The organism is Patescibacteria group bacterium (assembly GCA_027858235.1).
Lineage (GTDB): Bacteria > Patescibacteriota > Patescibacteriia > Patescibacteriales > BM507 > BM507.
Genome location: JAQIDC010000055.1, coordinates 12,717 through 38,756 on the forward strand (window position 1 = coordinate 12,717; position 26,040 = coordinate 38,756).

Consider the following 26,040-nt stretch of genomic DNA (forward strand, 5'->3'; position numbering starts at 1 on the left):
ATATAATCATTGGATGAATGTAGGTAAATTTTCTACCAGCTTTGGTAATTTCTTTTTATTCTACTATTTGTTAACCTCACTTGGTGTTTTTTTAGCTATTATCTTTAGCAAAGAAAGCTATTCCTAAAACAAAGCAGTCTGCAAAATGGCTGCTTTTTATTTATTCCTTCTTAGTCCAGGTATGAATTTAAAAATTTCTTATCATCCTAAATTATTCTTATTCTTATTCCCTTTCTGGATCCCCAGTCCCCATACGTCAAGCTACGGGGTGAACAAGCTGAGGATGACAATTATATTTATATGCTACAATATATAGATTATGGATTTTCAATTTAAATCAAAATTTGAACCCAAAGGTGATCAGCCAAAAGCTATTAAACAACTAACCGAGGGAATTCAAAAAAATTATAAAGCACAAACTTTACTTGGCGTTACTGGAAGCGGCAAGACTTTTACGATGGCAAAAATTATTGAAAATGTCCAAAGACCAACTCTCGTAATGTCGCACAACAAAACTCTAGCAGCTCAACTCTATAACGAATTCAAACTTTTTTTCCCAAATAACGCGGTTCATTACTTTGTTTCTTATTATGACTACTATCAACCAGAAGCCTATATTCCCCAGTCTGACACCTATATCGAGAAAGAAGCGACGATTAATGAAGAAATAGACAGGCTCCGTCATGCGGCAACCCAATCACTCGTAAACAGACGTGATGTGATAATTGTGGCTTCAGTTTCTTGTATTTATGGGATAGGGGCTCGAGAAGACTATATTGAACAGGGTATTATTTTTGAAGAAGGGCAAGAGATAAAAAGAAATCATATTTTAAAAGAATTAGTTCGGATGCAATTTGAAAGAAATGATACTGCTTTTTATCGTGGACAATTTCGAGTAAAGGGCGATACTATTGATATTCATCTTAGTACCGGAGAAGGAGTTATAAGGATTATTTTATTTGGTGATGTGATTGAGAAAATTCTTATATTTACTATTAAGCCGAGTGCTGGAAATCCTATTTGGGCTGGAGAACTTCGAAACAAAGATGCGGCCAATTTGGAAAAGATAAATCTGCTTCCGGCAAAACATTTTATGACTCCAGAAGACCGAATGAAAAAGGCAGTCAAAAAAATAAAAGCTGAATTAAAACAAAGATTAAAGGCATTGAGAGGAGAGGATAATCCCGCGAAAACTCCTAAAGGAGTGCGGGATGTCGCACTCACACCTGCTCCAAAGAACGTAGAAGCTTATAGACTAGAGAGAAAAACAAATTATGATATTGAGATGATGGAGGAACTTGGATACTGTAATGGCATCGAAAATTATTCTAGGCATTTATCGGGAAGAAAAGCAGGAACATCTCCCGATACTTTAATAGACTTTTTTCCGAAAGACTATTTAATGTTTATCGATGAATCCCATGTAACCGTTCCGCAAATCGGTGGTATGTTTGCAGGAGATAAATCAAGAAAAGAGACCTTGATTGATTTTGGCTTCCGACTCCCCTCTGCTCTCGACAACAGACCACTTAATTTCGCTGAATTCAATACAAAAGTAAATCAAGTAATATACGCCAGTGCAACTCCTAGAGAATATGAAATCAATCAATCAAAACAAATAGTTGAACAGCTTATTAGGCCGACTGGATTACTTGATCCTGAAATTCAAATAAAGAAAAAAGACAATCAAGTTGCCGATGTTATGGATGAACTTGAAAAAGTTATTAGAAAAAAACAAAGAGTTCTAATAACAACCCTAACAAAAAGAATGGCCGAGGAATTATCTGAATTTATTGCTGAACGTGGAGTAAGAGTAGAATACCTCCACAGTGAAATTGACACTCTCGAGAGAGTAGAAATCTTGAGACGTTTAAGAACCGGAGAGATAGATGTCTTGGTTGGAGTAAATCTTCTGCGAGAAGGGCTTGATTTACCTGAGGTAGCTTTGGTCGCAATTCTTGATGCTGATATTTCAGGATTCCTCAGAAATGAAACCGCCTTAGTTCAAACCGTAGGAAGAGCAGCAAGAAATATAGATGGTCGAGTTATTATGTATGCCAACAAAATGACGCCAGCAATTAAGTTTGCTGTTGCTGAAACAAAGAGAAGAAGACGTTTACAAGAAGCCTACAATATAAAAAACAACATTACTCCTATGGCGATAAAAACTAATTTACATGGGAGTATATTGGGACAATAAATTTGTATTATTTTAAATAAACTCTAAATACTAAGCACTAAACTCTAAACAAATACAAAATTCAAAGATTCAAAATAATTTTTAATTTCCAATTTTAAATTTTCAATCAATTTTCAAAAACTAATTTTCAAAAAAACTTCTAGGCAAAATTAGTTAGCTTAGGACAAGGTTTTTTCTGGATTTACCCGAAGGGGCACCCCAGGAGCACTTTGTCGCTTCACCCCAAGGGCATTTTGTCGCTTAGCTCGGGCACGCTCGGGCGCACACTGCCCAGTCCCCGTACGTCAAGCTACGGGGTAAACAAGCTGAGAATAACAAAGTGAAAATATTTATTCTTCACTATTCATAATTCACGATTCACTATTCTAGCAGACTTTGTCTGCTATTTTTTAAACAAACTTTTTCTTCTTAACTCTCTATGATACTTAATTGCAAAGCGATGTGATTCGTCTCGAACTCTTTTTATAAGGTGCATGGCTGGAGAACTGAGAGATAGTTCTAGGGGGGTTTTTTCTCCTGGGAAAAATATTTTATCTGGAGCTGCGGCTGAACGAAGACCGACACCTTTAGATATAGCGATAACTGGAATATCCAGTTTATATTTCTTTAGAATTTTTAAAGCTACATTAAGCTGGCCCTTCCCTCCATCCAAAATAATCAAATCTGGGTTTGGCCAAAGGTTTTTTTCTTCTTTTGAGATAGAATGGGCAAATCTTCTTTCCAAAACCTCTCGCATCATGCCTGTATCGCCATCTTTTTCACTAACTTTTATTTTAAATTTTTTGTATTCTTTTTTATTGGATTCTCCTTCTTCAAAAACAACCATCGAGCCAACAGCACTCTCACCATAAATATTTGAAATATCGAAGCCTTCTATTCTGTTTGGAATTTTTGGTAAGGAAAGTATTTTGGCAAGTTCTATCACGTCAGTTGCATATTTATCAACTAGACCCAATATGTTGGCATGATCTAAAACATTTTTCATGTTTTTTATATAAAATTTAATTCTCCTTAACTCTTCTTCGTTCCCCTCTTTTTCAAAAGATTTTTTTTGCTTTTCTAAATCTTTGAGTATTTTTTCTTTTTTACCTTCAAAAAATAAAATAATTGGTTTAATTATTTTCTTCATATACTCTTCCCTTGTTACAAGTCCACCACAAATCCCCAAGCATTTATTAACCTGATAATAAAAACAAGGAGTTTTTTGGAGTTTCTTTTCACTGCAATATGGCCATATCTTCCTGATAGCTTTCAAAGTCTCTTTTACTGCTTGCGCACTAACAAAAGGTCCAAAGTACTTTCCTGACCTCCCTATTTTTCTAGAAGTAAAAACCCCAGGAATTTCATCATCAGTTGAAATATAAACATACAAAAATCTTTTATCGTCTCTCAACAAAATATTAAACTGCGGTTGATGTTTTTTAATCAAATTTGATTCCAAGAGGAGCGCCTCAATTTCCGAATCAGTTTCAACCCACTCTATTTTTTTAATAATTTTCATCATGGCATGTTTTGATGGAGAATGATTAGTACTTTTTTGCCAGTAAGATAAAACACGAGAATTTAGATTAGCTGCTTTCCCAATATAAATAATAACACCATCTTTATCAAAAAATTGATAAGACCCTGGAGCTTTTGGAATATTTAGTTTTTTTATTTTTTCTAAATTCATAATACAGGATTAAACCCGCAGGGGTCCGACCGCTAAAGAACCCTTATTTATAAAACTCTATCATTATATAAAGCAAAAAAACAATTACGATATAAAAAAGCTAAATTTTCAACCTGCCTGCCGGTAGGCAGGTTAGAAACTTAGCTTCTAGATATCCTAATATATACCTTCTTTTAATTAACAGAGATAGCTTGGACCGGGCAAGTGTCAGCTGCGTCCTTAACGCAAGGAAAATTTTCTTGGCTTTTTGCTACTGCTTTGCCTTCAGGTCCCATTTCAAAATTTGATGGGCAGATTGCGACGCATGAACCACACCCGATACAAGTTTCTTGATTTACTTTTACAGACATAAAAATATATTAATTATAAAAATTATAGTTTTGTTAACATTTAAACCCCGAAGACTAAGACGCTACAGGATTTCATTAACTTTATCTAAAAGTTGGCTTGGAGTCAAATGGGCTTTTACAAAAAAACCGTCTGCTCCCATTTCTACTCCTTTATCAATCTCTTCCTTCTGTCCCAAATTTGAAAGAATAAAAACCTTCAATTCTTTGGTTTTTTCTTCTTCTCTCAGTTCTTTTAGGGTTTGATAACCATCTTTGTGAGGCATCATCAAATCCAAGAGAACTAAATCAGGCATAAACTTACCAGCCATTTGAATTCCCTCTACCCCATCATGAGCTAGAGCAACTTCGTAACCAAAGCTTTCAAATTTAATTTTGTACATCTCTGCGATGAATGCTTCGTCCTCGACAATTAAAATTTTCTTTGACATATATTTAATTAATATTTTTATTTGAAACCCAAGTAGGAACCCAGAATGTAAACTCAGCGCCCTTCCCTTCTCCTGCACTCTTTACAGTCACATCTCCATCGTGTTTGACTATTATCTGTTTGGCAATATAGAGACCAAGTCCAGTCCCCTCAATAGTAGCGATAGCCTTGTCTTTTCCTCTGTAAAATTTTGTAAACAAATTTGCCATGTCCTCCTTACTTATCCCTAGACCGTTGTCTTTTATTTTTACGGTTATTCTTTTATTCTCTTTGTCTTCAGAAATATCAACTTTTACACAAGCATGCTCTCTTCCAGCTTTACTAGTATATTTTATCGCATTTTCTATTAAATTCATACACGACTGTCTAAGTTTCTCTTTGTCTAATTTTATTGGTGAAAGAGGTTTTTTGGGCATATTCCAAACAAGATCGACTTTTTTCTCTTCAGCACTCATAGCCAAACTGTCTATCATACTATCAATCAAATCTTCAAGTTGCCCTGATTTAAACTCGTAACTTTGTTTACCAGACTCAATTCTGGAAATATCCAACAAGTCTTCAACCAATTCAATCAGTCTTTCTGAAGAAATAAATACTTTTGACATTGCATCCTTTGTTACATCTTTTAATCCTCCGAAATTACCTTCTAAAATCATTGAAGAATAACCTTTTATAACAGTCAGTGGGGTGCGCAGTTGATGGGAAGCAATGGATATGAACCCTGATTTGTCTGCATCAACTCTTTTTAATTCACTATTCACAACTCTTAATTCTTGAGTTGCTTTTTTCACTTCACGTTGCAGTTTAAACTTAAACTTTTTTATCTCTTCATATTTTAGAGCATTGTCAATTGCCACTGTAACCTGTGAACTGATAACATTTAGAACTCCTATGTCTTCATTATTATAAGAATCTCCAGATTTTTTGGCCGAGAGAACTATGACACCAAGAACTCTATCTTTAATTACAAGAGGAATTACTAACTCAATTTTGAAATGTTTAAATATTTGAGTCATTTTTCTTTCCCTAAACTGAATATCCTTCAATAAATCACTCATTACAATAATTTTGTCTTTTTCTATATATTTTCTAAAAAGCATAGAATCACTTTCAAACTCAACATCGGAATAAATATTAAAGCCAGTGTTATATTTTATAGAATATTTTTTATTATCATATCCATAAAATAAAACCCCAAAAGCACCAGAATGAAAAGTTCTAGAAAAAGTTTTATCTAACAATGCATATATTTCGTCTATTTCAATAATACTTCTCAGACTTTTGTTGAATTTGGTTATAACCTTCCCTGGATCATAAAGAGAGGTGAAAAAATATCTGTTAGCAAAACGGAAGAGACGGTTTTTTATTAACGGGTATATAAAGATTGCTAAAATCAATAGAGCATAATCATCCCAAACTAACACTTCAGGTAGAAATATTGCTAAAAAGTATTTAAGAAAAATGACAATCGCAAACATTAAAAGCAAAGATGATAGAGTGACGGTCGATTTTCTTATGGCTAGCTGGAAATCTATAATACGTTTTGATAGGAAAAAGTAAAAGACCAAAACAAATAGAGAATTTAATACAAAATTTCCAATTGGAGGAATATTTACCCCGTACCAAAAATAGTAATCAGTTATTTGGGAGATATAAAAAACAAGAATAGCAAAAATTGTGTATTTTATACTTTCCTTTACGGAGGCTTGTGATCTTGAATATTTTGAAAAAAGAATAAAAAGAGAATAAACGAGAAGACTAAAAAAGTATATATTAAAATATTCAAAGTATGTACTAGCACTTGGCCAAGAGTTAAAGTAAGGTCGCGGACCAACACTATCAATAAAAATATTAAAATAATTAGCAACTAAAAATCCGAAAGTAACTACAGCCAAGAAATAGCATTGTTTTTTGTGAGATCTATGTTTCCCTGCGAATATCAAAACAGTCCTCAATATAATCAAAGGTAGCAAAATCATCCATACCATTAAAATCTGCGCTAAAAACATAGTCGCGCTTGTCTGATAGGAGAATTGCATGGCAAAAAGTGTAAAATAAATAAGTGAAACTAAAGATAATAGGTAATAAAAATTTCTATAAACATCTCCACCACCTTTTTTTCGCAAGGAAAAAAATCCCAACACGTAGGCGACAACTGCATTAAATAAAATTGAAAATAAATATATACTCATCTATTCTTGTTTTTCTATTTTAGGTAAATCAAAATATATTTTAGAGCCCTGATCTCGACCCTTGCTTTCTGCATAAATAAATCCATTATGTGCTTCTATTATCTTTTTGGCCACATAAAGCCCAAGTCCTGTTCCTTCTGTATAGACCGTAGAAATATCTTTTCCTCTAGAAAACTTTTTGAATAAGTTGATTTTATCCTCTTCCTTAATTCCCATGCCGTTATCTTCAATAATTAATCTTACCCTATCCTTATCTTTTACATCTTCAATCCTAACCAAAATAAAGCCTCTCTTTTCTTCTGACTTATAGGTGTACTTGATGGAGTTATCAATAAGGGATGTAATAACTTGCCTCATCTTTGTCGCATCAATATTTACGATAGGAGAAAATCCTTTTGGCGGAGAATACGACAAATCAAGACCTTTTTTTATTGCACTGTAACGAATCCCTTCCATTATTCCAGAAATTAGCTCTGATAAATCAGTTTGTTCGAACTGATATTTAATTCTTCCTGATTCAATTCTAGATATACTCAAAAGCTGTTCTACAAGTTTAATCAATCTTTCGTTAGAGTCATATATTTTTTCTGTTGGTTCACGTGCGATATCTGGTAGACGCCCAAAGTCACCTTCAAGTATCATGGAAACATAACCCTTAATAACAGTTAACGGAGTTCGCAACTGGTGGGAAGCAATAGAAATAAAATCAGACTTTGCAGTGTCTAGTGTTCTCAATTCACCATTTGCTCTTTGCAATTCCATGACAGATTTTTCTACTTCCCTCTCAAGTAATATATTGAAATTTTTTGCTTCTTCAAATTTAAGTGAATTATCTAGGGCAAAGGCCGACTGAGTTGCGAGAACTTGTAACAGTTGGACATCTTCGTTGTTGTATGTTTCCCCTGATTCCTTTTCTCCAATCAAAAACAAACCAATATATCTATCTTTTATACTAAGAGGAACTATGAGTCTAATGTCATTGTTTAGAAATGTTTTCTGGATTTCTAAATAATCACTCTCTGATTTTTCTTTAACTTCACTCAATATTAAAATATTTCTATCATCAATGTATTTATTGAATACATTTTTGTTCAAATCAAATATGGACCTTTTTTTGAAAGAGTCGCCAGCACTAAAGGCAGCATAATATTTGGAATCCTTTTCATTATAAAGGAAAATAGACATTGATTTCGGGTAAAACGACTTATTAACCTCACTGGTAATAGTTTCTAATAACCTATCAATCTCCAGAGTTGTCGAAAGTTTTTCACTAAACCGAGCAATAACTTCCCCGGAATTATAAAGTGAGGAAAAAAAGTATTTGTTTGAGATATAAGAAAAATATTCTCGAATATGTGGGAAAATAATAATAGTAACAAATATAATAACAAGCTCATCAATAAGGTCGGTATTGGGAGCAACTTGAGAAAATATATATTTGAGGCCCGTGGCAAGGAGAAGAACAGTAGAGAAAGACAAGAGATAAACGGAAGAACGGCGAAGGACAAATTTGAGGTCCATTAAACGATATTTGAAAATTGAATAGGCCGTTAAGAAAACGTAAAAAGCCACTAAAATATGTCCGTACGGATAAAATCCTAAAAATTGCGGGAAAAAATTTGTGGAGGCTCCTCCAAATCCAACCACAGATAGAATAAAAATAAATTTAAGCTGTTTTTTTCGTAATCCCTTACTTTTAAAATAATCTTCAAGAAGAAGATATAGCGCATATGAAACATTCAAAAACTGGTAGAGTGGTAAAAGAAAATAAAATTTCCCAGGATTAACCCAATACTTAAATAGCATCGTTGGAGCAACGCCAATTTTGTAAAATTCCGAGAAACTAAAAAAAACTAAAAATACCAACAATGAAAAACTCAAATATCTCACCACCTTAAGCATCTTGTGCTTATCTACAAAGTGAATCACAAATAATAAAAACAAAAAAGGGATCAGCATTGCAGAAACATCGACTAGTGATTGCCAAAGGAGTGCTTCTTTAACATTGTCAGAGTTTACAACTCCCCATAACCCCAAACTCCAAGAGGAGCATGAGAAAGAAACAAATGACCAATATATATTAAATATTTTTTTTCGTCCTTTTATGTATGTAAACAACCCCAAGAATAAACTTGAAAAAAAGGTGAGAAATGTAGATATGATATAAAAAGTGTACATACTAACAATAAATAATTTTCCAACTATTTTTTTTAGCTGCCTTCAATAGACCACCATCTGGATTAACAGCGATCTTAAAATCAACGATTTCAAATAAAGGTATGTCTGAATGGTGGTCAGCATAAGCAAAAGATTTAAGTCCTTCTTCGTTATCACCAATAATTCTACTTGCAATCTTTCTCTTGTTGTTGCCATAAGTAATTTCTCCAGATATTTCTCCTGTATAAATATTATCGATTATCTCTAATTCAGTTGAAAACACATTAGTTATTTCAATTTTTTTTGCAACTACGTTAACAAGAGGAAAAATTGCATTTGACAATAAATAAACATCATCTTTTTCCTTAAGATGATTTTTTACTTCTTTCAAAACCTCACTGTTGATTTTTTTTGAAAGTATTTCATTATAAAAACTTTCCAAGATAGAATTAACCCTATCTACTGACATTCCCTTAAAAAAAGAAAGGGAGTGCTCCATTACTTTTCGTGGATTTTTCGCAATCTTCAATTTATACAAAATAAACCAAAAATAAATATAACAAAGAAAAAAGATATTTATTATTTTGTTTTTATAAAGATATTTTATTAAACATTTTTGGCTATAGCAATTGACTATAGTGTTGTCGAGATCAAAAAAAACTATATTTTTCATATAGTTTATTATACCACAAATAGTGGTCAAAAATAAATTTTAATTTTTGTTGTTTTACGCTTTTATATCTATTGCTTCTTGATGTTTTTCTTGAAGAGAATAGTGATGTTTGTATTCTTTTCCTACTAAGAATGCGATCAATTTCATTAAATCATCAGTCAATTTTGTTAAAAGTTCTTCAGTATGTTCTTTTTCGAAATGCTCATGATGATAAATAGGTTCACTTATTTTAATATTACACTTTTTAAGGTTTGGCATTTTTTTATGTGGGGGAAGAATATCAAAGGCCCCTTCTATTCCGACAGGAATGATTGGTGTTTTTGTTTCCAGGGCAAACCTTGTAACTCCTGTGAATGCTTTGCCTATTTCTCCTGTTCTACTTCTAGTTCCTTCAGGAAATATTCCTAGCATTCCTTCGTTTTTTAAAACATAGTGAGCTTTTTCATGAACATTTGTTTTATCCCCTTCTACTCTCTCAACTTTAATTTGACCAGTTGCAACCATTAGTGGTTTCCAGAATTTTGATGTAAAAAACTTTTCGGCAGCTAGGTATTGTATCTTCCTTGGTGAAATCGCATAAAAAATAATAAAATCAAAATAACTTTCATGATTTGAAGCTATTATAACTGGGCCGTGTTTAGGAATATGATGAATCCCCTCAATCTTTCTCACCCACAAGAATTTAACGATTGGAGATAAAATATATTTAGCAAAAAACTCAAAAAAATAACTAGAAATAACTCCTATTATTCCTAGTTCAAAATCTTTTTTTCTTTGTTTTATTTTTTTAATCATTTATGCTTGATTCTCTAATTCAACAACTCTTTCCATTGCATTCTTTGAAATAGTTCTATAATCATCTTCTGCATTAGAAACGTCTTGATAATAAAAAGGTTTTCCGAAATTTATGGTCACCTTTTTTTGTTTAAATATAACATCCCACAAACTCAGTCCATGAGTTCCTCCTATGTAAACTGGGACTATTTGAGGATTTATTTTTTTTGCAATATATCCTAGTCCAGATTTAGATCCCTCAACTAAAAGTTTTTTTTCTTTCTTGCCCTGGGGAAACATTAGGACATTGTGTTTCTTATTCTTTAAAATATCAATTGTTTCTCCCATGGATTTATTCAAATCGCCTCCGTTTGGATAAATAGAATAACCTCCACAAAACTTAGTGATTGATCCATACCAGGTCTCTTTTATGTATTTATAATGAGTCATAAATCTAATAGTTTTTGTCCCCTTGAAATAAGACCACGGGATAGTGATTCCAATTAATACTGCGTCAGTATGACCAGCATGGTTTGATATAAATAAAACCCCTTCTTTTTTAATATTAGGGAAATTTTCTAGACCTTTCACTCTTAGTTTAAGCAAGAGCTTAAACCAAAAAAGCCAGAAGTATTTATATAGAAAAATTAGTTTTAAGTTCATTTTTTAAAAATTATCATATTATCTTCTTTTCGCTTATTATTATACTACAAAATTGTAATTTAATATATTAACTATAGCATGTTTTATTAATTTTGTCAATTGACCTGTTTCCTCCTCTCTTGCTATAGTTATAAACGCTCTTTACTACACTTACATAAAGGAGGGAAAATGATAACCTTATCTATAAAAAGAATTATCATCTCAATACTTGGAATGGCTTCAATCCTGTTTATATTCCAATTTTTCATGGATAAACCAGATTATGAAATACCGTTTCAATACACCATCCTAATGTTATCAACAAATATTACTCTAATCTTTCTATCAAAAATAAAAAGATAGCAAGAAAAAAGGCACCCCGTTGGTGCCTTTTGATTTTTAAATTTTTTCTTTTACTACTCGATCCTTAAAGCTGGTGAAGGCAGAGCTATGACAGTTTGTGTTGGGTCCGACAATGTTATGCATTTAGTTAAAGTCGCTACTGACTCTATGCCTTCTAGTTCCATTCTGACGTAAAAACAATATTGAACACCAATTTCTAATTCATCATAAATAGCAAAATTTCTACCAGTGTTTAAGATATCTAGAAATTCTCCATCTGCAAAAGAATACACTAAAGAATAAAGAGTTGGTGCATCTTCGTTTTCATTAAAATCCCAAGATAATCTCACTTCATAATCGCCTGTTTTAGTAAGTGAAAAATTTCCTGCTGGATAAACCACAACTGACGGTGCACTTGAAAGCGTTGTTGCACAGATTTCATTAGAAACTTCAGTCTCTGTACCATCAAAAACCGCAACTACTTCATAGCAGTACTCTGTGCTTGAAGAAAGATTCATGTTAGAAAAATTTGGAACATCAGAATCACCTATGTATGACCCAGAGGAATTGTAGACACGATATTCAAAATTTGAATAATCATCCGGACTATCAAATCCTGTCCAAGCCAAGTAAATTTGACTATCAGATATGGCTGAGGCTACTAGGTTTGTTGGAATATAATCTGGATCATCTTTTGAGCCTACAATAACAAAATCTGGATCGTCGTCAATGTCTGTCTGGTCATAATCATAAAGCTCCCAGAAATTATACTCCCTGGTTTGTCCAAGAACAGTGTCATACCCAAGATAATGAGTTGTGGAAGTTTTCTCAAATTCCTGAACTATAATTAAATTTCCATTCGTATTTCTTTTGTTGTATTCGGTGGTAGACGGTGGTCCATAGTTATAATAACCGTAATTATTATGCCAAAAAGTTAGAATCTGTCCATGAACTGGAAACACTTCTCCACTATCCATGTTTAGAGCTAATTGCCACCAATGATTATTATCATTGGTATCGACATAGTCCTGAAGATATACAGTGTTCTCACTACTTTCACCATCCGGCCAAGCATGGACCCAAGGACCACCCGGTCCATTGCTCCATGGAATACCAAACCTATCTCTTCCTCCATACAAATTATATGCATCAACAAAAGGTTGTGATGATTGAGGAAAGATATCTGCCCTCCATCCAGGAAACCAATTGTAAATACCAATTGGATGAAGTTCTACAACGTAATCAATGTCAATGGTAGAACTGCTTCCACTATCTCTAAGAAGAGGGTATGTCACTTGTTCACCGCCCGTTTGAGTATCTAGCCAGTCGATATTTGCATTTCCACTAGGATCATTAACAACAACATTTTGTTCATCTCCATTTACTCCAGTATCATAACCGACAATAGGTAAATAATGACCATTTCCGTTGATATATGAATGGCCAATAACAGGTAGTCCGGCGTCTATATTATTCTTGATTATTTCATGTCTATCTGAATAAATCAGATTTCCGACTTCTAATCCATGATTTTTAATATACTGAGTTATCCTTCCAATATTTGCCCACCATTTGTCAGCGTATTCGTCATAATAAACAATGCTCCCATGTGCTCCATTTACGTTATGAATATGGGAACTCACTCCATCCCAATCCATTGCGTATTTAGTACTGTAATTATTTCCAGATTTATCAGTGAATCCCGAATAATGATTATATACATACCAACCTCTTGGTAGAAATGGCTCAGGAATTGACTGAACCTTGTGATACTGAACCAACATTACCGACGTAGTGGGACCGCAAGCATTGTACCCAAGAAACTTTGTCTTATCCATATCCTCAACCTGATTAATATATGGAAATCCAGAAATAACCTTTCTTTCTGCTAGGCAGAAGTTTGAAGTAAAAGCAAAAATACTCAGAGCAATAACCATCACCAAAGCAAATCTTTTCATCGCTAATCTCCTTGTTAGATTTTATTTTATTGTAAAGGGCGAATTTTTATTTTACTTTCAACGTATTAACTATATTTAATATTTTATTATTGAAATTATCAATTATACTAGTCATAGCTTGCAAATCCTCCTCACTTACTTCATCCCCGCTACCATATTTATTTATGATTTCCATATAACCTGGAAAATCTTGATTAATATCTGCACTATATACAATTTTAAAATATTTGTCTTTAATTATTCTTTCAAATATGATGTTGCTCACACCGCCTCCAGGCATTGGTCCTGTATGAACAAAATTAATATAGTTTCCAAATAATATTTTGTCTTTTTTACTATTCGAATAATCAAAAATACAATCTAAGTAGCAATTTGGGCTACACACCCCATCAGGAACACCATCATAACAACCATTAAAACATTGGCTATAAGTATCTGAAAAATCTTCCTTGCTACCAATAATAAGACTGCTCAGGTCTTGACCTTTTTCTCCGCGAACTGTGTAATGTGAATTGAGATTAAAATCCCCTCGAAATTCAATACTCCAATTATCAGGATACATAAAAGATATATTTTCATCACTATATTCTTTTAGGCCAGCTATCTCCTCATAATCTCCCACAACTAATAGTTCGCTATATCCCCTCGTCTCAGGAACTTCTGATTGCCAACCAGAGCACTCTACTTCTTGACTTGAGGTTGCTTTATCTTTTGAGTCATAATTTTGTTCTAATTGATTATTGCTTTTCCCACCATCACTTGAGTTGTCAATAACTACAGATTGCTTAGAACAACCTGTAAACAAAATGGATAATATAACTATAAATAAACTAATTTTTTTCATGTTTTTTATTTATTCACTAATTTACTTTTCAATAAACTTAAAGGTATCTAAAATAATATATTGATTTGTTTTTCCTATGCCTAAAAAACTATAATACGCATTATTATCCCCGGAAATAGGTATAAAATATCTAGAACTATTAACAATTCCCCCTCTACTAATCTGAGTGGGCATCATATCTACATTGAGGTCGTAAAATATTGTTCCATTGTTGTTAACTTCTTTAGTTAAACTTTTAAGATTTACGAGTACCTCGAACTCACTTTGATAATGTTTTTCTAGCTTTGATAATAAATCATCTTCTTCACCGAGCGGCAATTTCATAACTGAAGCTTTCTTGAAAGTTGAGTTACTCCAATCTTGAACAACTAAATGATATTGATCACTTGTCAGCTCAATATTCTCATTGCTATAAAATTCGAACTCTATCCCCCATTCATGATTTATATATTTTTTTCTATCATCACTAATCTCAATAATTTCTTCGTTTGAGTCCAGTGCAGTGTCATTGTCTACTTTGATATCTTGCTCTGAGCTTTCTTTTTCGTCAGGAATATCAACAACAACAGGCTGCTTAGTACACCCTGCAAATAGTATGGATACTATAAACAAGAATATAATTTCTTTTTTCATAATAATAAATTTAATTAATCCGATTTTAATTTATCAGTCGAATTGTTTTTTGTCAAATTTTTGCCTTAAATTAGATAAAATTTTTCTAAAATTTGTTTTCACTCTGTTTTTCTGTAATAAAAAAGGTACCTCGTAAGGTACCTTTTGGTTTTCCTAAAAATTTGCAGCCACGGTCTGTAAATGATCAAGGTGTGCAAAATGATCAATCTTTTCATGTCTAAGTCTATCGGCAGATTTCAGAAGATTTGTGGCCATAGTTTCAAAGTTTATACACGGGTCTGTAATTGAAACTCCGTATTGTAGTTTTGACCGATCTCCGTTTATTTTTTGAGAACCTTCATTCAAATGGCTTTCAATCATCCAGGCTTTAACCATAGCAATCCCTGAAAGGATTTGATTTATTCCTTCATCCATAACACTGACTTGAAGGTTAAATTGCCCTGAACAATTGCCATGGCTACAATCAACCATAAGGCCTGTATTCATGAATTTTTTTTCCCACAAAAGTTCTCGAGCTTCCTTAATATAGGCGGGAGAATAGTTTGGAAGAAGCCTTCCTCCCCGCAAAACCATATGAACATCCTTGTTTCCTTCAGTCTCAATTTCTGAAATTAGACCCTCTGCATTAACCCCAATAAAATTATGTCCGCGGATAGCGGCCTCCATAGCTTGAGTAGCAATATTTATATTACCATCTGTTCCATTTTTGAAGCCAACAGGAAAGGAAAGGCCTGAGACAAGCTCTCTGTGAGTTTGAGCCTCAGTGGTTCTAGCTCCTATTGCCCCCCAAGAAACAAATTCAGCCAAATACTGAGGAGTCATTGGATCAAGCATCTCATTGGCAATAGGTACGCCCATTTCAGTAATGTCTCGATAAAGCTTCCTAGAAAGTCTTAGGCCCTTGCTTATATCATGAGTCCCATCTAGGTCAGGATCATTAACAAGTCCCTTCCAGCCAACAGTGGTTCGAGGTTTTTCAACATAAGCTCTCATAACTATGAAAAATTTATCAGCCACATCTTTTTGCAATCTTTTAAGTTTCTCGGCATATTCAAGTGCCGATTCTGGGTCATGAATCGAACAAGGCCCCACGACAACCATAAAACGACTATCTCTAAGACCCATTATATCTTTAATAGTATCTCGCGATTGAACAATAAAATTCTCATTTTTTTTGCTAACTGGAAATTCCTTTCTAATGTAACGAGGAGCAATAATTGGTTCAATTCTCTTAATGTTCACATTCAGTATTTTACTTTGACTCATGTCTTCTCCTTTTGTGGGTTGATGATACTTTAAAAGAACAATAAAAAAACCGACCTCTTTTCAAAGGCCGGCTTTTCGTTTTCCCTAGTGAGTTTTTCTTACTGTTATGTAATTAAAACACCACAACGAAACGACCTTTGACTAAAAGACCAAAAGCTAAAATAAAAGTTACTTTGTTGTATTGTTTTATAATTCATAGTTTTTATAAACTCTTGTGGATAATTATAACACATATTATAAATAAATCAACCAAAGGTGGCTATACAATAAATAGTGTGGTTGATAAGTTAATTTGACCCCCTAATATCAACATATTCCTTGTCGTTCTGAATGAATCCGACATCTGGAGAAAACTGATAAAACCCTAGTAAATATATTGCAATTGTGCTAAATGTATTTACTATTGATAGACAAAAAATAGGGTACTCTATAGGGTACTCTATAGGGTACCCTACATTTCCTCCATTGTCTCTACTCCAAGTAGAAATAAGCCATTTTTTATAATTTGCTGAACACTAGACACTAAAGACAGACGAGCAATTTTTTTCTCTTCTTCTGATTTTAAAATTTGCACTGAATGATAATAATCATTTAGACTCTGTGCTAGTTCAAATAAATACTTTGCAATCTCAGCTGGATTGTATGTATCCCCTGCTTTTTTAATTACCTCTGAATATTTAGATATTTTTAAAATAAGGGTTTTTTCTTTGTTTTCCTGAAGCAAGGAAAAATTAACAGTCTCTTTTGAAAAATCTCCTGTTTTTCTCAAAATACTTGCAATACGAGCATAGCTATATTGAAGGTAGGCGGCTGTGTAGCCATCAAAACGAAGAGCTTCGTCTATGTCAAAAGTAATTATCTGGTCAGAGCCAACTTTAAGCATTTCAAATTTCATTGCACCAAAAATTATTTTCTCACTTACTTCTTTTATCTTATATTCTGGCCAATCTTCATGTCTTTCTTTTGTTCCTGCAAAAGATTTTTTAAAAGACTCTTTTCTAAACTCATCATAAGTTACAGTATTTCCATCCCGAGAAGACATAGCACCTCCAGGGAGCGTGACAAAATCATAATCCAGATGAACTAATTTTTGTTTATATCCCATTAGCTCAAGAACTTTGAAAAGTTGTTTGAAGTTTAATTTTTGTCTATTGTCGACAACATATATCGATTCGTCTAATTTATATTTCTCAATTTTATGACGAGCCAAAGGGATGTCGGCAACGGGATAGAGTGCCGTTCCATCGCTCCGCAAAAATAACATGACTCCTAGTCCATATTTTTCTAAATCTGCGATAACAGCTCCTTCACTTTCCTTTAAGAGTCCACTAGCTAACATTTCTTTAACTTGTTTTATCCCCTCTTCAATGAATTCACTCTCATAAAAAACGTGTTCAATATTTATGCTCAATTCTTTATATATATTTTCAAGTTGTTCTATACTCCAAAGTCTTGTTTCTTTCCAGAGATCATACTCAGGGCCTTCTCTTGATTCAATTTTTTTCATTATAAAAGAAACTGTTGCCTTCCCCACATCATTGTCTTTCAGCTCTTTTGACGCTCTAGCATAAATACCACCCAAAAAGGCTCCTCTTTCTTTTGGAATTAATACATTTTTGTAAAATTCATTATATGCCCAAATAGTTTTTGCGGTATTGATACCAAAATCATTAATATAGGATACAGGAACAACATCAAAACCATTGGCAGATAAAATCCTAGACACAGAATCTCCGAAGAACATATTTCTAAGGTGCCCAACGTGTGTTTCTTTGTGGGTATTTAGATTTGAAAATTCCACCATAACCCTTTTCTTGTTTCCTGAATTGTTTATTCCAAATGTTTCTTTTTTTTCACTTATATTTTCAAAAATTTCTTTAAACAATTTTGTTTTATCTAGAAAAAAATTGAGATATGGGCCAGTTGAAACAAGTGACAAAACATTATCAAAGTCATTCGCTAATTCTTTAACCAAAGCTTGGGAAAGTTCAGCTGGATTCTTCCCAAGCTCTTTGGCTAATTTAAAACAAGGCAAGCTTAAGTCACCCATCTCCTCATTGGGTGGATATGAAAAATCGGAGACAGCTAATATCTCTTTCCCATATTTATCATTTAATACATTGAGTATTTTAAATTTTATGTTCTCCATATTAGTTAAAAATTCCGTCTTTTTTTATTTCTTTTTCCTCATGGTTCACCTCAGCTATCAATTTATTTCTAGATTTATAAAATTGTAAGGCAGTGAATACAAACATGCTGGCAAGCAAAATTCCTAAAATATTTATACCTGTTACTGCTATAAATTTATAAAAATAATCCAATTGTTTTAAAGTTAATGCTAAACCAGAAGCAGTTAAGGGAGGAATCAATGTTACAGTGATAGCAATTCCTGGCAAAATAGAATTTAGGTCTGGTTTTATCCAAGTATAGCTTGCTGCAATCCCGGCTATGAATGAGATTACAAAAGTAATATAGCCGATTTCCATATTTCCAAGAATCGTTATAGAGCTTATATCAAACTCGTTAAAATGCCCAACCAAAAATGCTATAAGCATAGACCAAAAGGCAGAATAAGCAAATATTTTAAACGATCTCAAAATCACTTTAAAATTAAGAATAACCACTCCAAGAGAAATAGCCAAGATAGGTGAAAGAAGTGGTGTAACAAGCATTCCTCCTATAACTAGAACAATATTGTCTAAAATCAATCCAAAAGAGACTATTAAAGAAGAAAGAACAACAAGTAAATAAAAATCAAACTTCGGGGCGCTTGATTCAATAATTGTTTCACAAAAGTTATTCCTGTCTGACTGTTCAACTTTTAGAAAAGAGAAAATATCTAATACATTTTTCATAATATACTGTTAACATATAACTAAATTGTAGCCTATGTTGGCCATTTTGACAATCAGTAACTTAAAAAAATATTAAGCAACATTTCCATTTTTTTGTCTAATATAAGTAATAATTCTTCTCTTTTTTAATAAACCCTGCTATAATTCACATACAAGGAGAAAACAATATGAAGAATAATATTATACAAATTTTAATATTTGTTTTACTCATCTCTCCTCTTACAACCAGAGCTGAAATAGACGTAAGCAGAATAGCTACTGAAAATGTAATTCATGATGCTCAAATATTTTTGGAATTACAAAATTTCGATGCTAGTTCTAGCCTTGGGGTTTTTGATATCTGGGTCAATCCTGGATCGCAATCCATAAATGCTAGTGGGCTTGTCCTGGGGTTTGCAACGAGCTCAATAAATATCTTAGGAACATTGAGCGGAAATTCTTTCTGTGATTTTTTTCTTGAGAATAATTTTAACAACAATACGGGCGAGTTAAGATTGAGCGGAATGAAGCCCTACCCTGGCGTAGCAACAACTAGTTTATTCGCGCAAATTATATTTGAAAAAATTGATAATGCAACAAGCACAATTTCTATTCTAGAAGATGAATCTATGGTTTTGGCTAATAATGGATTTGCAACGAATGTGTTGGCTACTACGACTGATTTAAAACTATAGATGAAACTATTGTTATTTTAGGTATAGAGTTAATTCTATACTTTTTTTAATTCAACTATGTGAACATTGGGAGTTTTTTGAGAAAAAAGAAAAACAGCTTTCTAATTCTTTATTATTAATGTGAGTATTGATAAATTTTGATAAGAGACGTGCGTAGAAAGCTCAATAAAATGTCCGCTGTTTGAGGAATGTAGTGTTAACGAAATGACGAGTTCGGAATTTTATTAGCTTTCATAGCTAAGTATCCAAAATTTATCACTAGCGAACGATTTTGGTACTTTTTTAAAAAGTACTTAATAAAAAGGTTCTAACACAAGTTCAAATTGATACACTGTAATTCTCACTTATTAACAGTGAGAATAAAAACACACCCCGCCCATACGGGCACCCCTCTCAAGAGGGGATTTTTACAAATATCTTATTTCTGGATTCCGGACCCCTCCAGAGGCGGGCAGGCAAGTCCGGAATGACAATGAAAAATTTCAAAAACTTTGATTTTGCTTGCCTTTGTGGACGTTGGAAAATTTTGGAGAAAAATGAAACGCCCGCCTGGCTCGAAGTTAACAACTTTATATAATCATAATGTTTAATATTGCTAGGCATGGACATTTTGTTTAATGTGTTAACGCCATTTCGGACAGGTAAAAATCTCTGTCCCGCCGCGGCGGGACTAGATTTTGTAGTGAAATGATCCAAAATTTTCTCAGGGAACGTTTTTGCTACTTTTCTTGCCCGATTCGCCCGCTGGCGAAGACAAAATGCCCTTGGGGTGAAAAAAGTCGAAAAAAATATCAAGATAATATTTTGCCTATTTCACTCGCTTTTGCCAAAATATTATTTTTTGAAAACCTATCACAATAAAAAATAAAGTCGTACGAGTATACGACTTTATTTTTTATGTTTGAATTTTTTTTATTCTACTAAATCCTCAATATCTCTTATCTCCTTCATGGTCTTCTTTTCCATGGTATCTATCTTTGATTTTAGAGCAGCTTGTGTTTCGTCTAACAGTTTCTTTTGGGCTACTGAAGATTTTCCTTTTTTAATCTCCGTGAAATCATTTTCAATCTCTTTCCTTAGTTCTTTAATATTTTCTCTCAAAACAACTTCAATCTCTGTAGCTTCTTTTTTGAGTTTTTTCTTTGTTAACCTCGCCAGGAGTATAAACAAAATAATTATTAAAAGAATTAAAAACAGTAGACTAACAAAAACTGTAAAATAATTTACAACGAAGTCTCCTATTCTTGTGAATATTGGAGGACTTACTAAAAATCCTATTTTTACACTGTTTTCACTGCTTAAGCCATTTGCATTTATTGCCTTGGCCCAGGCAACATAAGATCCATTTGATAATTTATCCTCATTTATAATAAACCAATTTCCATCTTGATCTGATCTAGTGCTCTTAGTTAATAAAGTCCCTTCCTTCTGAATTGTTAATTCAATTTCTACATTTGGTAGCGCTGTACCACTAACATACAATCTGTCAGAAGAGGTCATCTCAGATGGATAATTTACTATAACAGGAGTATCAATCGCATTAATATAGAACTTTTGCTCTGAATAAGTTTCATTTCCAGCTGCATCAATAACTTTTACTAAAGCTGTATGCTCTCCTACTCCAAGCCCACTCACTCTCAATGTAGGGTCTTCTGGACTGGCTTCAAAAGCATTTTCAGTCAGATTGTCTATTGTTATTTGATAGGAGACTACTCCTGATAATTCATCCTTAGTTTCAAAAGAAAGTAGTGGCCAATCTTCTCCTTCTTCTTTCTTAACTTCTATTTCGAAAGGGAGAGGAGGAGAATTGTCAACTTGTATCTTGTAATGAGCTATAGTACCCCATCCATCACCGTCTTTAAATTTTACATGTAGATAGAAAATTCCATCCTCTAAATCTGTGAATTCTTTTGTTTTAATTAAACCATCTGAAGTGTTTCCAGGGTTAGAATCAGGAGAATCATTAAATAAATAACTTACACCACTTACTTCACTCGGGATATCCCATTCGAATTGGGCATCCTTATTTTTATACCATTTCTCCTGGTCAGGGTGAGTAACTGATATTATCTCTGGTTTTACTCTTTCCACTACTGCTGGTCTTGTTTCAACTGGTTTATTGTCTACTGGAGGATTTGCTGGAGCTATCACTTTTGGTGAAATAGTATAACTTCCACTTCCCATACTAGCTAAAATATTTGTTCCTTTACCGTCATTGGCAAGAACCGCTCCTGAAGAAAATCTAACTTGAGCATTCTCGGCCTTTACTCCTTTAAAAGTAACTGAAAAAAGAGTTCCTCCTGAGCCGGTATAACCTGGTCTTGGAATGCCACCGCCAAAGTTTATTGAAGTACCCGTATCTGTTGGTTCTGCTGTCCAAAGATTAAATATTGAACCCGCCTTTGAGATACTAACCACATCCAATGAGTCTGTATCATAAACTACAGTCCCCTCAGCTGCATTTATAGAAACTCCATCAGAATTCACCTTCACCGTAACTGTAAAAGTAGAATTAATAACATGAGTGCCAGAAGAGGGGGTTAAATACAATGAAGCACTTGCCGCTTGAACTGGCTTTGAATTAGATAGGCCCAATAATAACAATAATAAAACCGCAAAAAATAATTTTAATTTAAAAAATATTTTACTCATACCTCCCTGTATTTAATTATTAATTTAATTTTGTTCTTCTTTTTGTTTCTCCTCTAGAGAAGATTCTTTTTTACTTTTAATTTTTTGAAAAATATATCTCCCAATTTTATATAAAAAGAATATTGTTATTATTAACAATAACACACCAATGGTTATTATTAAATAGTCAAAATTCAGTGCTTTTTTAATATTGGGTTCTTCGGGAATGTATTCTACACTTCTTTCATTGCCTGCCTTATCAATGGCTTTTACTTTTATAATACTTCGTAGGCTTTGATCTGTGAGCAGAAAAGGAGTCTCTGCTATTTTCCACTTTGCCTCCTCTGATTTTACGAAAAGTTCCAATACCTTTTCTGTTAATGTTTTTTTAACTGAGAGACTTTTTGTTTCAATTAACTCATAGTGATCGATTCCACTCTGCTTGTCTATGCTAGAAAAAATAGCAAAATATTGACCCTGGTACATATTGTCTCTCTGATGCAATTCAATAACGAATGGTTCTGGTTTTGTTTTATCGCTTTTGATTAGTCTGTCATAGTCACCTACTTCAGCTCCAACTGTTTTATTTAAAACAAGACTTAAATTTTCAATCCTTAATTTGTCCTCAGTTCCAAGGCCATCATTAATATATACTTTTGCATCTTCGAGCTTTATATCAAGAGTGTCTGGAATAGTGTCACCAACATAAAAACTAGGGATTCTAAAAAGTATTCTTCCCACCAAATTACTATTACCGGGATCACCTGGTATTTTACCGCAATAACCACCAGGAATTCCTCCTGCCACATATAGCTCACCACTATCATTTGCATCAAATACATCAGTTTCTGACGGTTGGTCCACCCAAACATTTAAGAGAGATTCTCCTGTTATAAAATCTTCTATATACAAAATACCAGTTGGAAATGTAATCTTAGCTTCTACCGTATTAATACAAACATCATCAATATCTAGACTAAAATTAACAGTAAAAGCATCACCAAGGTGGTATTCATTTTTTTGAGCATCAAGACTAAGTGAAGCAGCCTTAGTGTAGGCAGGAATAAGTAGGAATATAATCAATGTAGCGAATAAGTATTTTTTCATATATATAATAATTTTAAATTCTAAGCACTAAACCATAAACACTAAACAAATTATAAATTCTAATATTAAAATACTAAACTGTTTTAAACTTTTATGCTTGTAATTTTGAATTAGTTTAGAATTTTAATATTAGAATTTAGAGTTTTTTCCTTAACCTGTCCAATAATACATCATTACAGAAAAATCAATTAAATCAACTACTCCATTTTGGTTTTGATCCGCACATTCATTATCTGTTCCCCAATGGTAAAGAAGTATAGAAAAATCTGTAATATTTACTCTCTCGTCACCATTTAAATCTGCTTCGGCACAAACAGCCTCTCCTCCAACCGTGCCAACAAAGAAACTAATAGACTTTGAAAAACCACTTTGCAGGGTATTGTCAGCTGAGGCAATAGTAAATAATGCTTTTGCAGTGTGAAACTCTTCTTCCAAGGGTTCTGTATTGAAAATTAATTCCCATTTTCCATCATCTGTACTTTCAATTGAATTGATAAATTCCTCTGGTGAATTAATATGAACATTTACTCCTGATTCTGGAACTGTACTTCCAAAAACTGTTACTGTGTCTCCTCTTGTAACTGTTTTTTTATCTATATCTATTGTTGGGGAAATATACACCCCAGAGATATTGGTGACAGCTCCTAATGTTACTCTAAAAGTTAGAGAAAGCAAAGTCGATTTGAGACCAACGGGGTCTTCTGACCAAAAACTAAAACTAGCAACACCAGCGGAAATTTCATCAGTTTCAAAATAGAAATTTGCCAATGTATCAGTTCTTGAAATACCTATAACCTTACCATCAAGAAGTATTTGAACATCTGAATTTGGGTATGATTTGCCACGGACAATAACCTTGGTCTCGCCTGGTGGTACATCAGATCCAGGGTTAAAGCCGGTGGTTAATCCTGAATTTCCACCAGTTGATCCTCCTCCACCTCCGCCAGAAGGGACATCAAAGCTTTCGCAATTTTCCAAACTAATACGACAATCAGCTGTACATATTAATGAACCGGAGGTAAATCCAAAAGTGATACACGTCTGCTCATTATAATCAGCACCATCACATTCTTCAGAATCCTCCTTAATATTGTTTCCACAATTATAGCAACCACTTGTGTCATAATCCGTGCAATCTGACAAGCAATCAAGATCGCCTGAATTATAATATTCTCCTGATGCGTATTCAAAGTCTAGACAAGTTAGTCCACTTACATCAATTGGAAATACAGGAGGGTCTCCTGGGTCACAAACCTCTAGTCCTTGGATAAAACCATCGCCACAAACCAGCAAAAGAGTAACGGAAGTCAAAAGGTTTTCCTGCGTTGCCGCCCTCAAACTAAATGGAGAAAGAACCAAGGAAAAAATGGCCAGATAAAATATAGAATACCTCAATTTTTCTTTTAACAAAGTTTGCATCAGGGGATATTGTAATAAACTTATTTATGTCTTTCATTGTCTTGATATTTTGATGCTTTCTTGCCTATCCATTTCCAAAAACGGACTTTTCCTTCAGCAAAAGACGAACCAAGCAGACCAAAGACAAAACCAAGAGGTTTCCCTATGAGAAAATAGAGGACTAAAAGAAGATATCTCCAAGATTTAATCTTAACGAGAAGAGCTAGAATTATTAATAATATAAAAGCATAAAGAGCCATTAGCATCCAAGGCCAAATCCCAAAATCAGGAGCAGCGGCTCCCATTTCTCCAGCTGGAGATATTGTGAATGTTTTATCATCAGTTTTAATAATTTCGTTATCTTTGTATACTTTTATTAAAGCCCAATATTGACCTGGATCTAGATTAACAGGGAAAGTCGCCTCAACATCGGCAACCTCAAAAGGACCAACTTTATCAAAGCTTTTATCATCTAATGAAGCTAGAGTTTTTTTCTTTGAGATATCGGTTATGTCAATATGGACCCTAGATGGTGCGACATCTAAATTCCCAAGATTCTCAAGAGTCATCACAGCCTTTAGCCTATAAAAAAACCATGAAAATATTTTCATATTCCATGGAAAACTTAACTGTTCAAAATTATCGATTTCAATTTTTCTGATTTTAAAATCAAAAATTGTTAAATTTGACACTGTTAAATCAATATCAACTCGGGCACCAAGGGCAATTGCAACTCCGCCAGTTTTTTTATCTTTTGGAGAAATTCTTATATTTATAAAACCTTTATAAACATCCAGGGTTGCATCTTGAGGAACATCAACAACAACGACCATTAGAACCTGAAGTTTGCCTTTGGGTAGGTCAAAAATTTTTCCTTCTTTGATGGATATCCAAGAAGCAATCTCTGGGGCATTTATAACTACAGTTGCCTCTAAGTCTTCATCTGCTGCGGATCTCAACAGCGTGATTTGTTGTTCAAAGTGAGTCCCTGGAGTCAACTTATCTGATCTTACATAGGGTGGTGAGATACCAAAACCAGCGCTAACAGCTGTAGCCTGAAAAAAAATAGATGAAACTATTAAGATTGATAGTAATTTTTTGAACATTAAATAACTAAAATAACTAAAATATTTAGCATTACAATTTAAAAATAAATCATTTTTGAAAGTAAATTTTTTTACTAAAAATTAGCAAAAAACAGCTTATGAACTTTTCTACTGTTACTAATAATATACTATAAAACAA

At 33.3% G+C, this 26,040-nt stretch carries 20 protein-coding genes; 2 read left to right on the forward strand and 18 right to left on the reverse strand.

All coding sequences use genetic code 11. The features are described 5' to 3' along the window. The first annotated feature begins 319 nt into the window (after positions 1–319). The gene (uvrB, locus tag PF572_04755) at positions 320–2,200 is read left to right on the forward strand and encodes an excinuclease ABC subunit UvrB (GenBank protein MDA3840374.1); all 1,881 of its coding nucleotides are present in this window, start codon (positions 320–322) and stop codon (positions 2,198–2,200) included. Positions 2,201–2,582: 382 nt separating this feature from the next. Here uvrB and PF572_04760 read toward each other — a convergent pair whose 3' ends face one another. From PF572_04760 to PF572_04825, 14 genes are all read right to left on the reverse strand, one after another. Next, positions 2,583–3,872, reverse strand: a complete 1,290-nt coding sequence (locus tag PF572_04760; protein ID MDA3840375.1) for a GIY-YIG nuclease family protein — start codon at positions 3,870–3,872, stop codon at positions 2,583–2,585. Between the two features lie 173 nt (positions 3,873–4,045). Further along, entirely contained in the window at positions 4,046–4,222 is a 177-nt protein-coding gene (locus tag PF572_04765; protein MDA3840376.1) for a ferredoxin, read from the reverse strand. 62 nt (positions 4,223–4,284) lie between these two features. Continuing rightward, positions 4,285–4,650, reverse strand: a complete 366-nt coding sequence (locus tag PF572_04770) for a response regulator (GenBank protein ID MDA3840377.1) — start codon at positions 4,648–4,650, stop codon at positions 4,285–4,287. 4 nt (positions 4,651–4,654) lie between these two features. Then, a complete protein-coding gene (locus PF572_04775) occupies positions 4,655–6,841 on the reverse strand; it encodes an ATP-binding protein (protein ID MDA3840378.1) in 2,187 nt (728 codons plus the stop codon). Then, the gene (locus PF572_04780) at positions 6,842–9,019 is read right to left on the reverse strand and encodes an ATP-binding protein (GenBank protein MDA3840379.1); all 2,178 of its coding nucleotides are present in this window, start codon (positions 9,017–9,019) and stop codon (positions 6,842–6,844) included. It abuts the gene before it with no gap. Between the two features lies 1 nt (position 9,020). After that, positions 9,021–9,671, reverse strand: a complete 651-nt coding sequence (locus PF572_04785) for an HAD-IB family hydrolase (GenBank protein MDA3840380.1) — start codon at positions 9,669–9,671, stop codon at positions 9,021–9,023. 54 nt (positions 9,672–9,725) lie between these two features. Then, the gene (locus PF572_04790; GenBank protein ID MDA3840381.1) at positions 9,726–10,466 is read right to left on the reverse strand and encodes a lysophospholipid acyltransferase family protein; all 741 of its coding nucleotides are present in this window, start codon (positions 10,464–10,466) and stop codon (positions 9,726–9,728) included. Beyond that, entirely contained in the window at positions 10,467–11,108 is a 642-nt protein-coding gene (locus PF572_04795; GenBank protein ID MDA3840382.1) for a lysophospholipid acyltransferase family protein, read from the reverse strand. Between the two features lie 395 nt (positions 11,109–11,503). Continuing rightward, on the reverse strand, positions 11,504–13,387 hold the full coding sequence (locus PF572_04800) for a hypothetical protein (protein MDA3840383.1): 1,884 nt from the start codon (positions 13,385–13,387) through the stop codon (positions 11,504–11,506). Positions 13,388–13,433: 46 nt separating this feature from the next. After that, positions 13,434–14,231, reverse strand: coding sequence for a hypothetical protein (locus PF572_04805; protein ID MDA3840384.1), 798 nt, complete (start codon positions 14,229–14,231; stop codon positions 13,434–13,436). Between the two features lie 21 nt (positions 14,232–14,252). Beyond that, on the reverse strand, positions 14,253–14,864 hold the full coding sequence (locus tag PF572_04810; GenBank protein MDA3840385.1) for a hypothetical protein: 612 nt from the start codon (positions 14,862–14,864) through the stop codon (positions 14,253–14,255). Between the two features lie 153 nt (positions 14,865–15,017). Then, positions 15,018–16,130 (reverse strand): 3-deoxy-7-phosphoheptulonate synthase, encoded by a 1,113-nt coding sequence (locus PF572_04815; GenBank protein ID MDA3840386.1) that lies wholly within the window; start codon positions 16,128–16,130, stop codon positions 15,018–15,020. A 451-nt stretch (positions 16,131–16,581) separates the two neighbouring features. Continuing rightward, the gene (gene argS, locus PF572_04820) at positions 16,582–18,279 is read right to left on the reverse strand and encodes an arginine--tRNA ligase (protein ID MDA3840387.1); all 1,698 of its coding nucleotides are present in this window, start codon (positions 18,277–18,279) and stop codon (positions 16,582–16,584) included. Between the two features lies 1 nt (position 18,280). Beyond that, positions 18,281–18,985, reverse strand: coding sequence for a DUF389 domain-containing protein (locus tag PF572_04825; protein ID MDA3840388.1), 705 nt, complete (start codon positions 18,983–18,985; stop codon positions 18,281–18,283). Between the two features lie 167 nt (positions 18,986–19,152). Between PF572_04825 and PF572_04830 the strand changes: the two genes are divergently transcribed. After that, positions 19,153–19,659, forward strand: a complete 507-nt coding sequence (locus tag PF572_04830) for a hypothetical protein (GenBank protein ID MDA3840389.1) — start codon at positions 19,153–19,155, stop codon at positions 19,657–19,659. 912 nt (positions 19,660–20,571) lie between these two features. On the opposite strand, the gene PF572_04835 is transcribed toward PF572_04830, so the two are convergent. From PF572_04835 to PF572_04850, 4 genes are all read right to left on the reverse strand, one after another. Next, the gene (locus PF572_04835; protein MDA3840390.1) at positions 20,572–22,311 is read right to left on the reverse strand and encodes a cohesin domain-containing protein; all 1,740 of its coding nucleotides are present in this window, start codon (positions 22,309–22,311) and stop codon (positions 20,572–20,574) included. Positions 22,312–22,335: 24 nt separating this feature from the next. Continuing rightward, positions 22,336–23,397, reverse strand: a complete 1,062-nt coding sequence (locus PF572_04840) for a hypothetical protein (GenBank protein ID MDA3840391.1) — start codon at positions 23,395–23,397, stop codon at positions 22,336–22,338. Positions 23,398–23,547: 150 nt separating this feature from the next. Continuing rightward, positions 23,548–24,807, reverse strand: coding sequence for a hypothetical protein (locus tag PF572_04845; GenBank protein ID MDA3840392.1), 1,260 nt, complete (start codon positions 24,805–24,807; stop codon positions 23,548–23,550). A gap of 29 nt (positions 24,808–24,836) precedes the next feature. Beyond that, positions 24,837–25,901 carry a hypothetical protein gene (locus tag PF572_04850; GenBank protein MDA3840393.1) on the reverse strand — a complete coding sequence of 355 codons (1,065 nt, stop codon included), beginning with the start codon at positions 25,899–25,901 and terminating at the stop codon, positions 24,837–24,839. Positions 25,902–26,040: the final 139 nt, after the last annotated feature.

Excerpts from the sequence above, each read along its gene's own strand:
- uvrB (MDA3840374.1), top strand. The coding sequence starts at position 320 with ATGGATTTTCAATTTAAATCAAAATTTGAACCCAAAGGTGATCAGCCA.
- PF572_04760 (MDA3840375.1), bottom strand. The coding sequence starts at position 3,872 with ATGAATTTAGAAAAAATAAAAAAACTAAATATTCCAAAAGCTCCAGGG.
- PF572_04765 (MDA3840376.1), bottom strand. The coding sequence starts at position 4,222 with ATGTCTGTAAAAGTAAATCAAGAAACTTGTATCGGGTGTGGTTCATGC.
- PF572_04770 (MDA3840377.1), bottom strand. The coding sequence starts at position 4,650 with ATGTCAAAGAAAATTTTAATTGTCGAGGACGAAGCATTCATCGCAGAG.
- PF572_04775 (MDA3840378.1), bottom strand. The coding sequence starts at position 6,841 with ATGAGTATATATTTATTTTCAATTTTATTTAATGCAGTTGTCGCCTAC.
- PF572_04780 (MDA3840379.1), bottom strand. The coding sequence starts at position 9,019 with ATGTACACTTTTTATATCATATCTACATTTCTCACCTTTTTTTCAAGT.
- PF572_04785 (MDA3840380.1), bottom strand. The coding sequence starts at position 9,671 with ATGAAAAATATAGTTTTTTTTGATCTCGACAACACTATAGTCAATTGC.
- PF572_04790 (MDA3840381.1), bottom strand. The coding sequence starts at position 10,466 with ATGATTAAAAAAATAAAACAAAGAAAAAAAGATTTTGAACTAGGAATA.
- PF572_04795 (MDA3840382.1), bottom strand. The coding sequence starts at position 11,108 with ATGAACTTAAAACTAATTTTTCTATATAAATACTTCTGGCTTTTTTGG.
- PF572_04800 (MDA3840383.1), bottom strand. The coding sequence starts at position 13,387 with ATGAAAAGATTTGCTTTGGTGATGGTTATTGCTCTGAGTATTTTTGCT.
- PF572_04805 (MDA3840384.1), bottom strand. The coding sequence starts at position 14,231 with ATGAAAAAAATTAGTTTATTTATAGTTATATTATCCATTTTGTTTACA.
- PF572_04810 (MDA3840385.1), bottom strand. The coding sequence starts at position 14,864 with ATGAAAAAAGAAATTATATTCTTGTTTATAGTATCCATACTATTTGCA.
- PF572_04815 (MDA3840386.1), bottom strand. The coding sequence starts at position 16,130 with ATGAGTCAAAGTAAAATACTGAATGTGAACATTAAGAGAATTGAACCA.
- argS (MDA3840387.1), bottom strand. The coding sequence starts at position 18,279 with ATGGAGAACATAAAATTTAAAATACTCAATGTATTAAATGATAAATAT.
- PF572_04825 (MDA3840388.1), bottom strand. The coding sequence starts at position 18,985 with ATGAAAAATGTATTAGATATTTTCTCTTTTCTAAAAGTTGAACAGTCA.
- PF572_04830 (MDA3840389.1), top strand. The coding sequence starts at position 19,153 with ATGAAGAATAATATTATACAAATTTTAATATTTGTTTTACTCATCTCT.
- PF572_04835 (MDA3840390.1), bottom strand. The coding sequence starts at position 22,311 with ATGAGTAAAATATTTTTTAAATTAAAATTATTTTTTGCGGTTTTATTA.
- PF572_04840 (MDA3840391.1), bottom strand. The coding sequence starts at position 23,397 with ATGAAAAAATACTTATTCGCTACATTGATTATATTCCTACTTATTCCT.
- PF572_04850 (MDA3840393.1), bottom strand. The coding sequence starts at position 25,901 with ATGTTCAAAAAATTACTATCAATCTTAATAGTTTCATCTATTTTTTTT.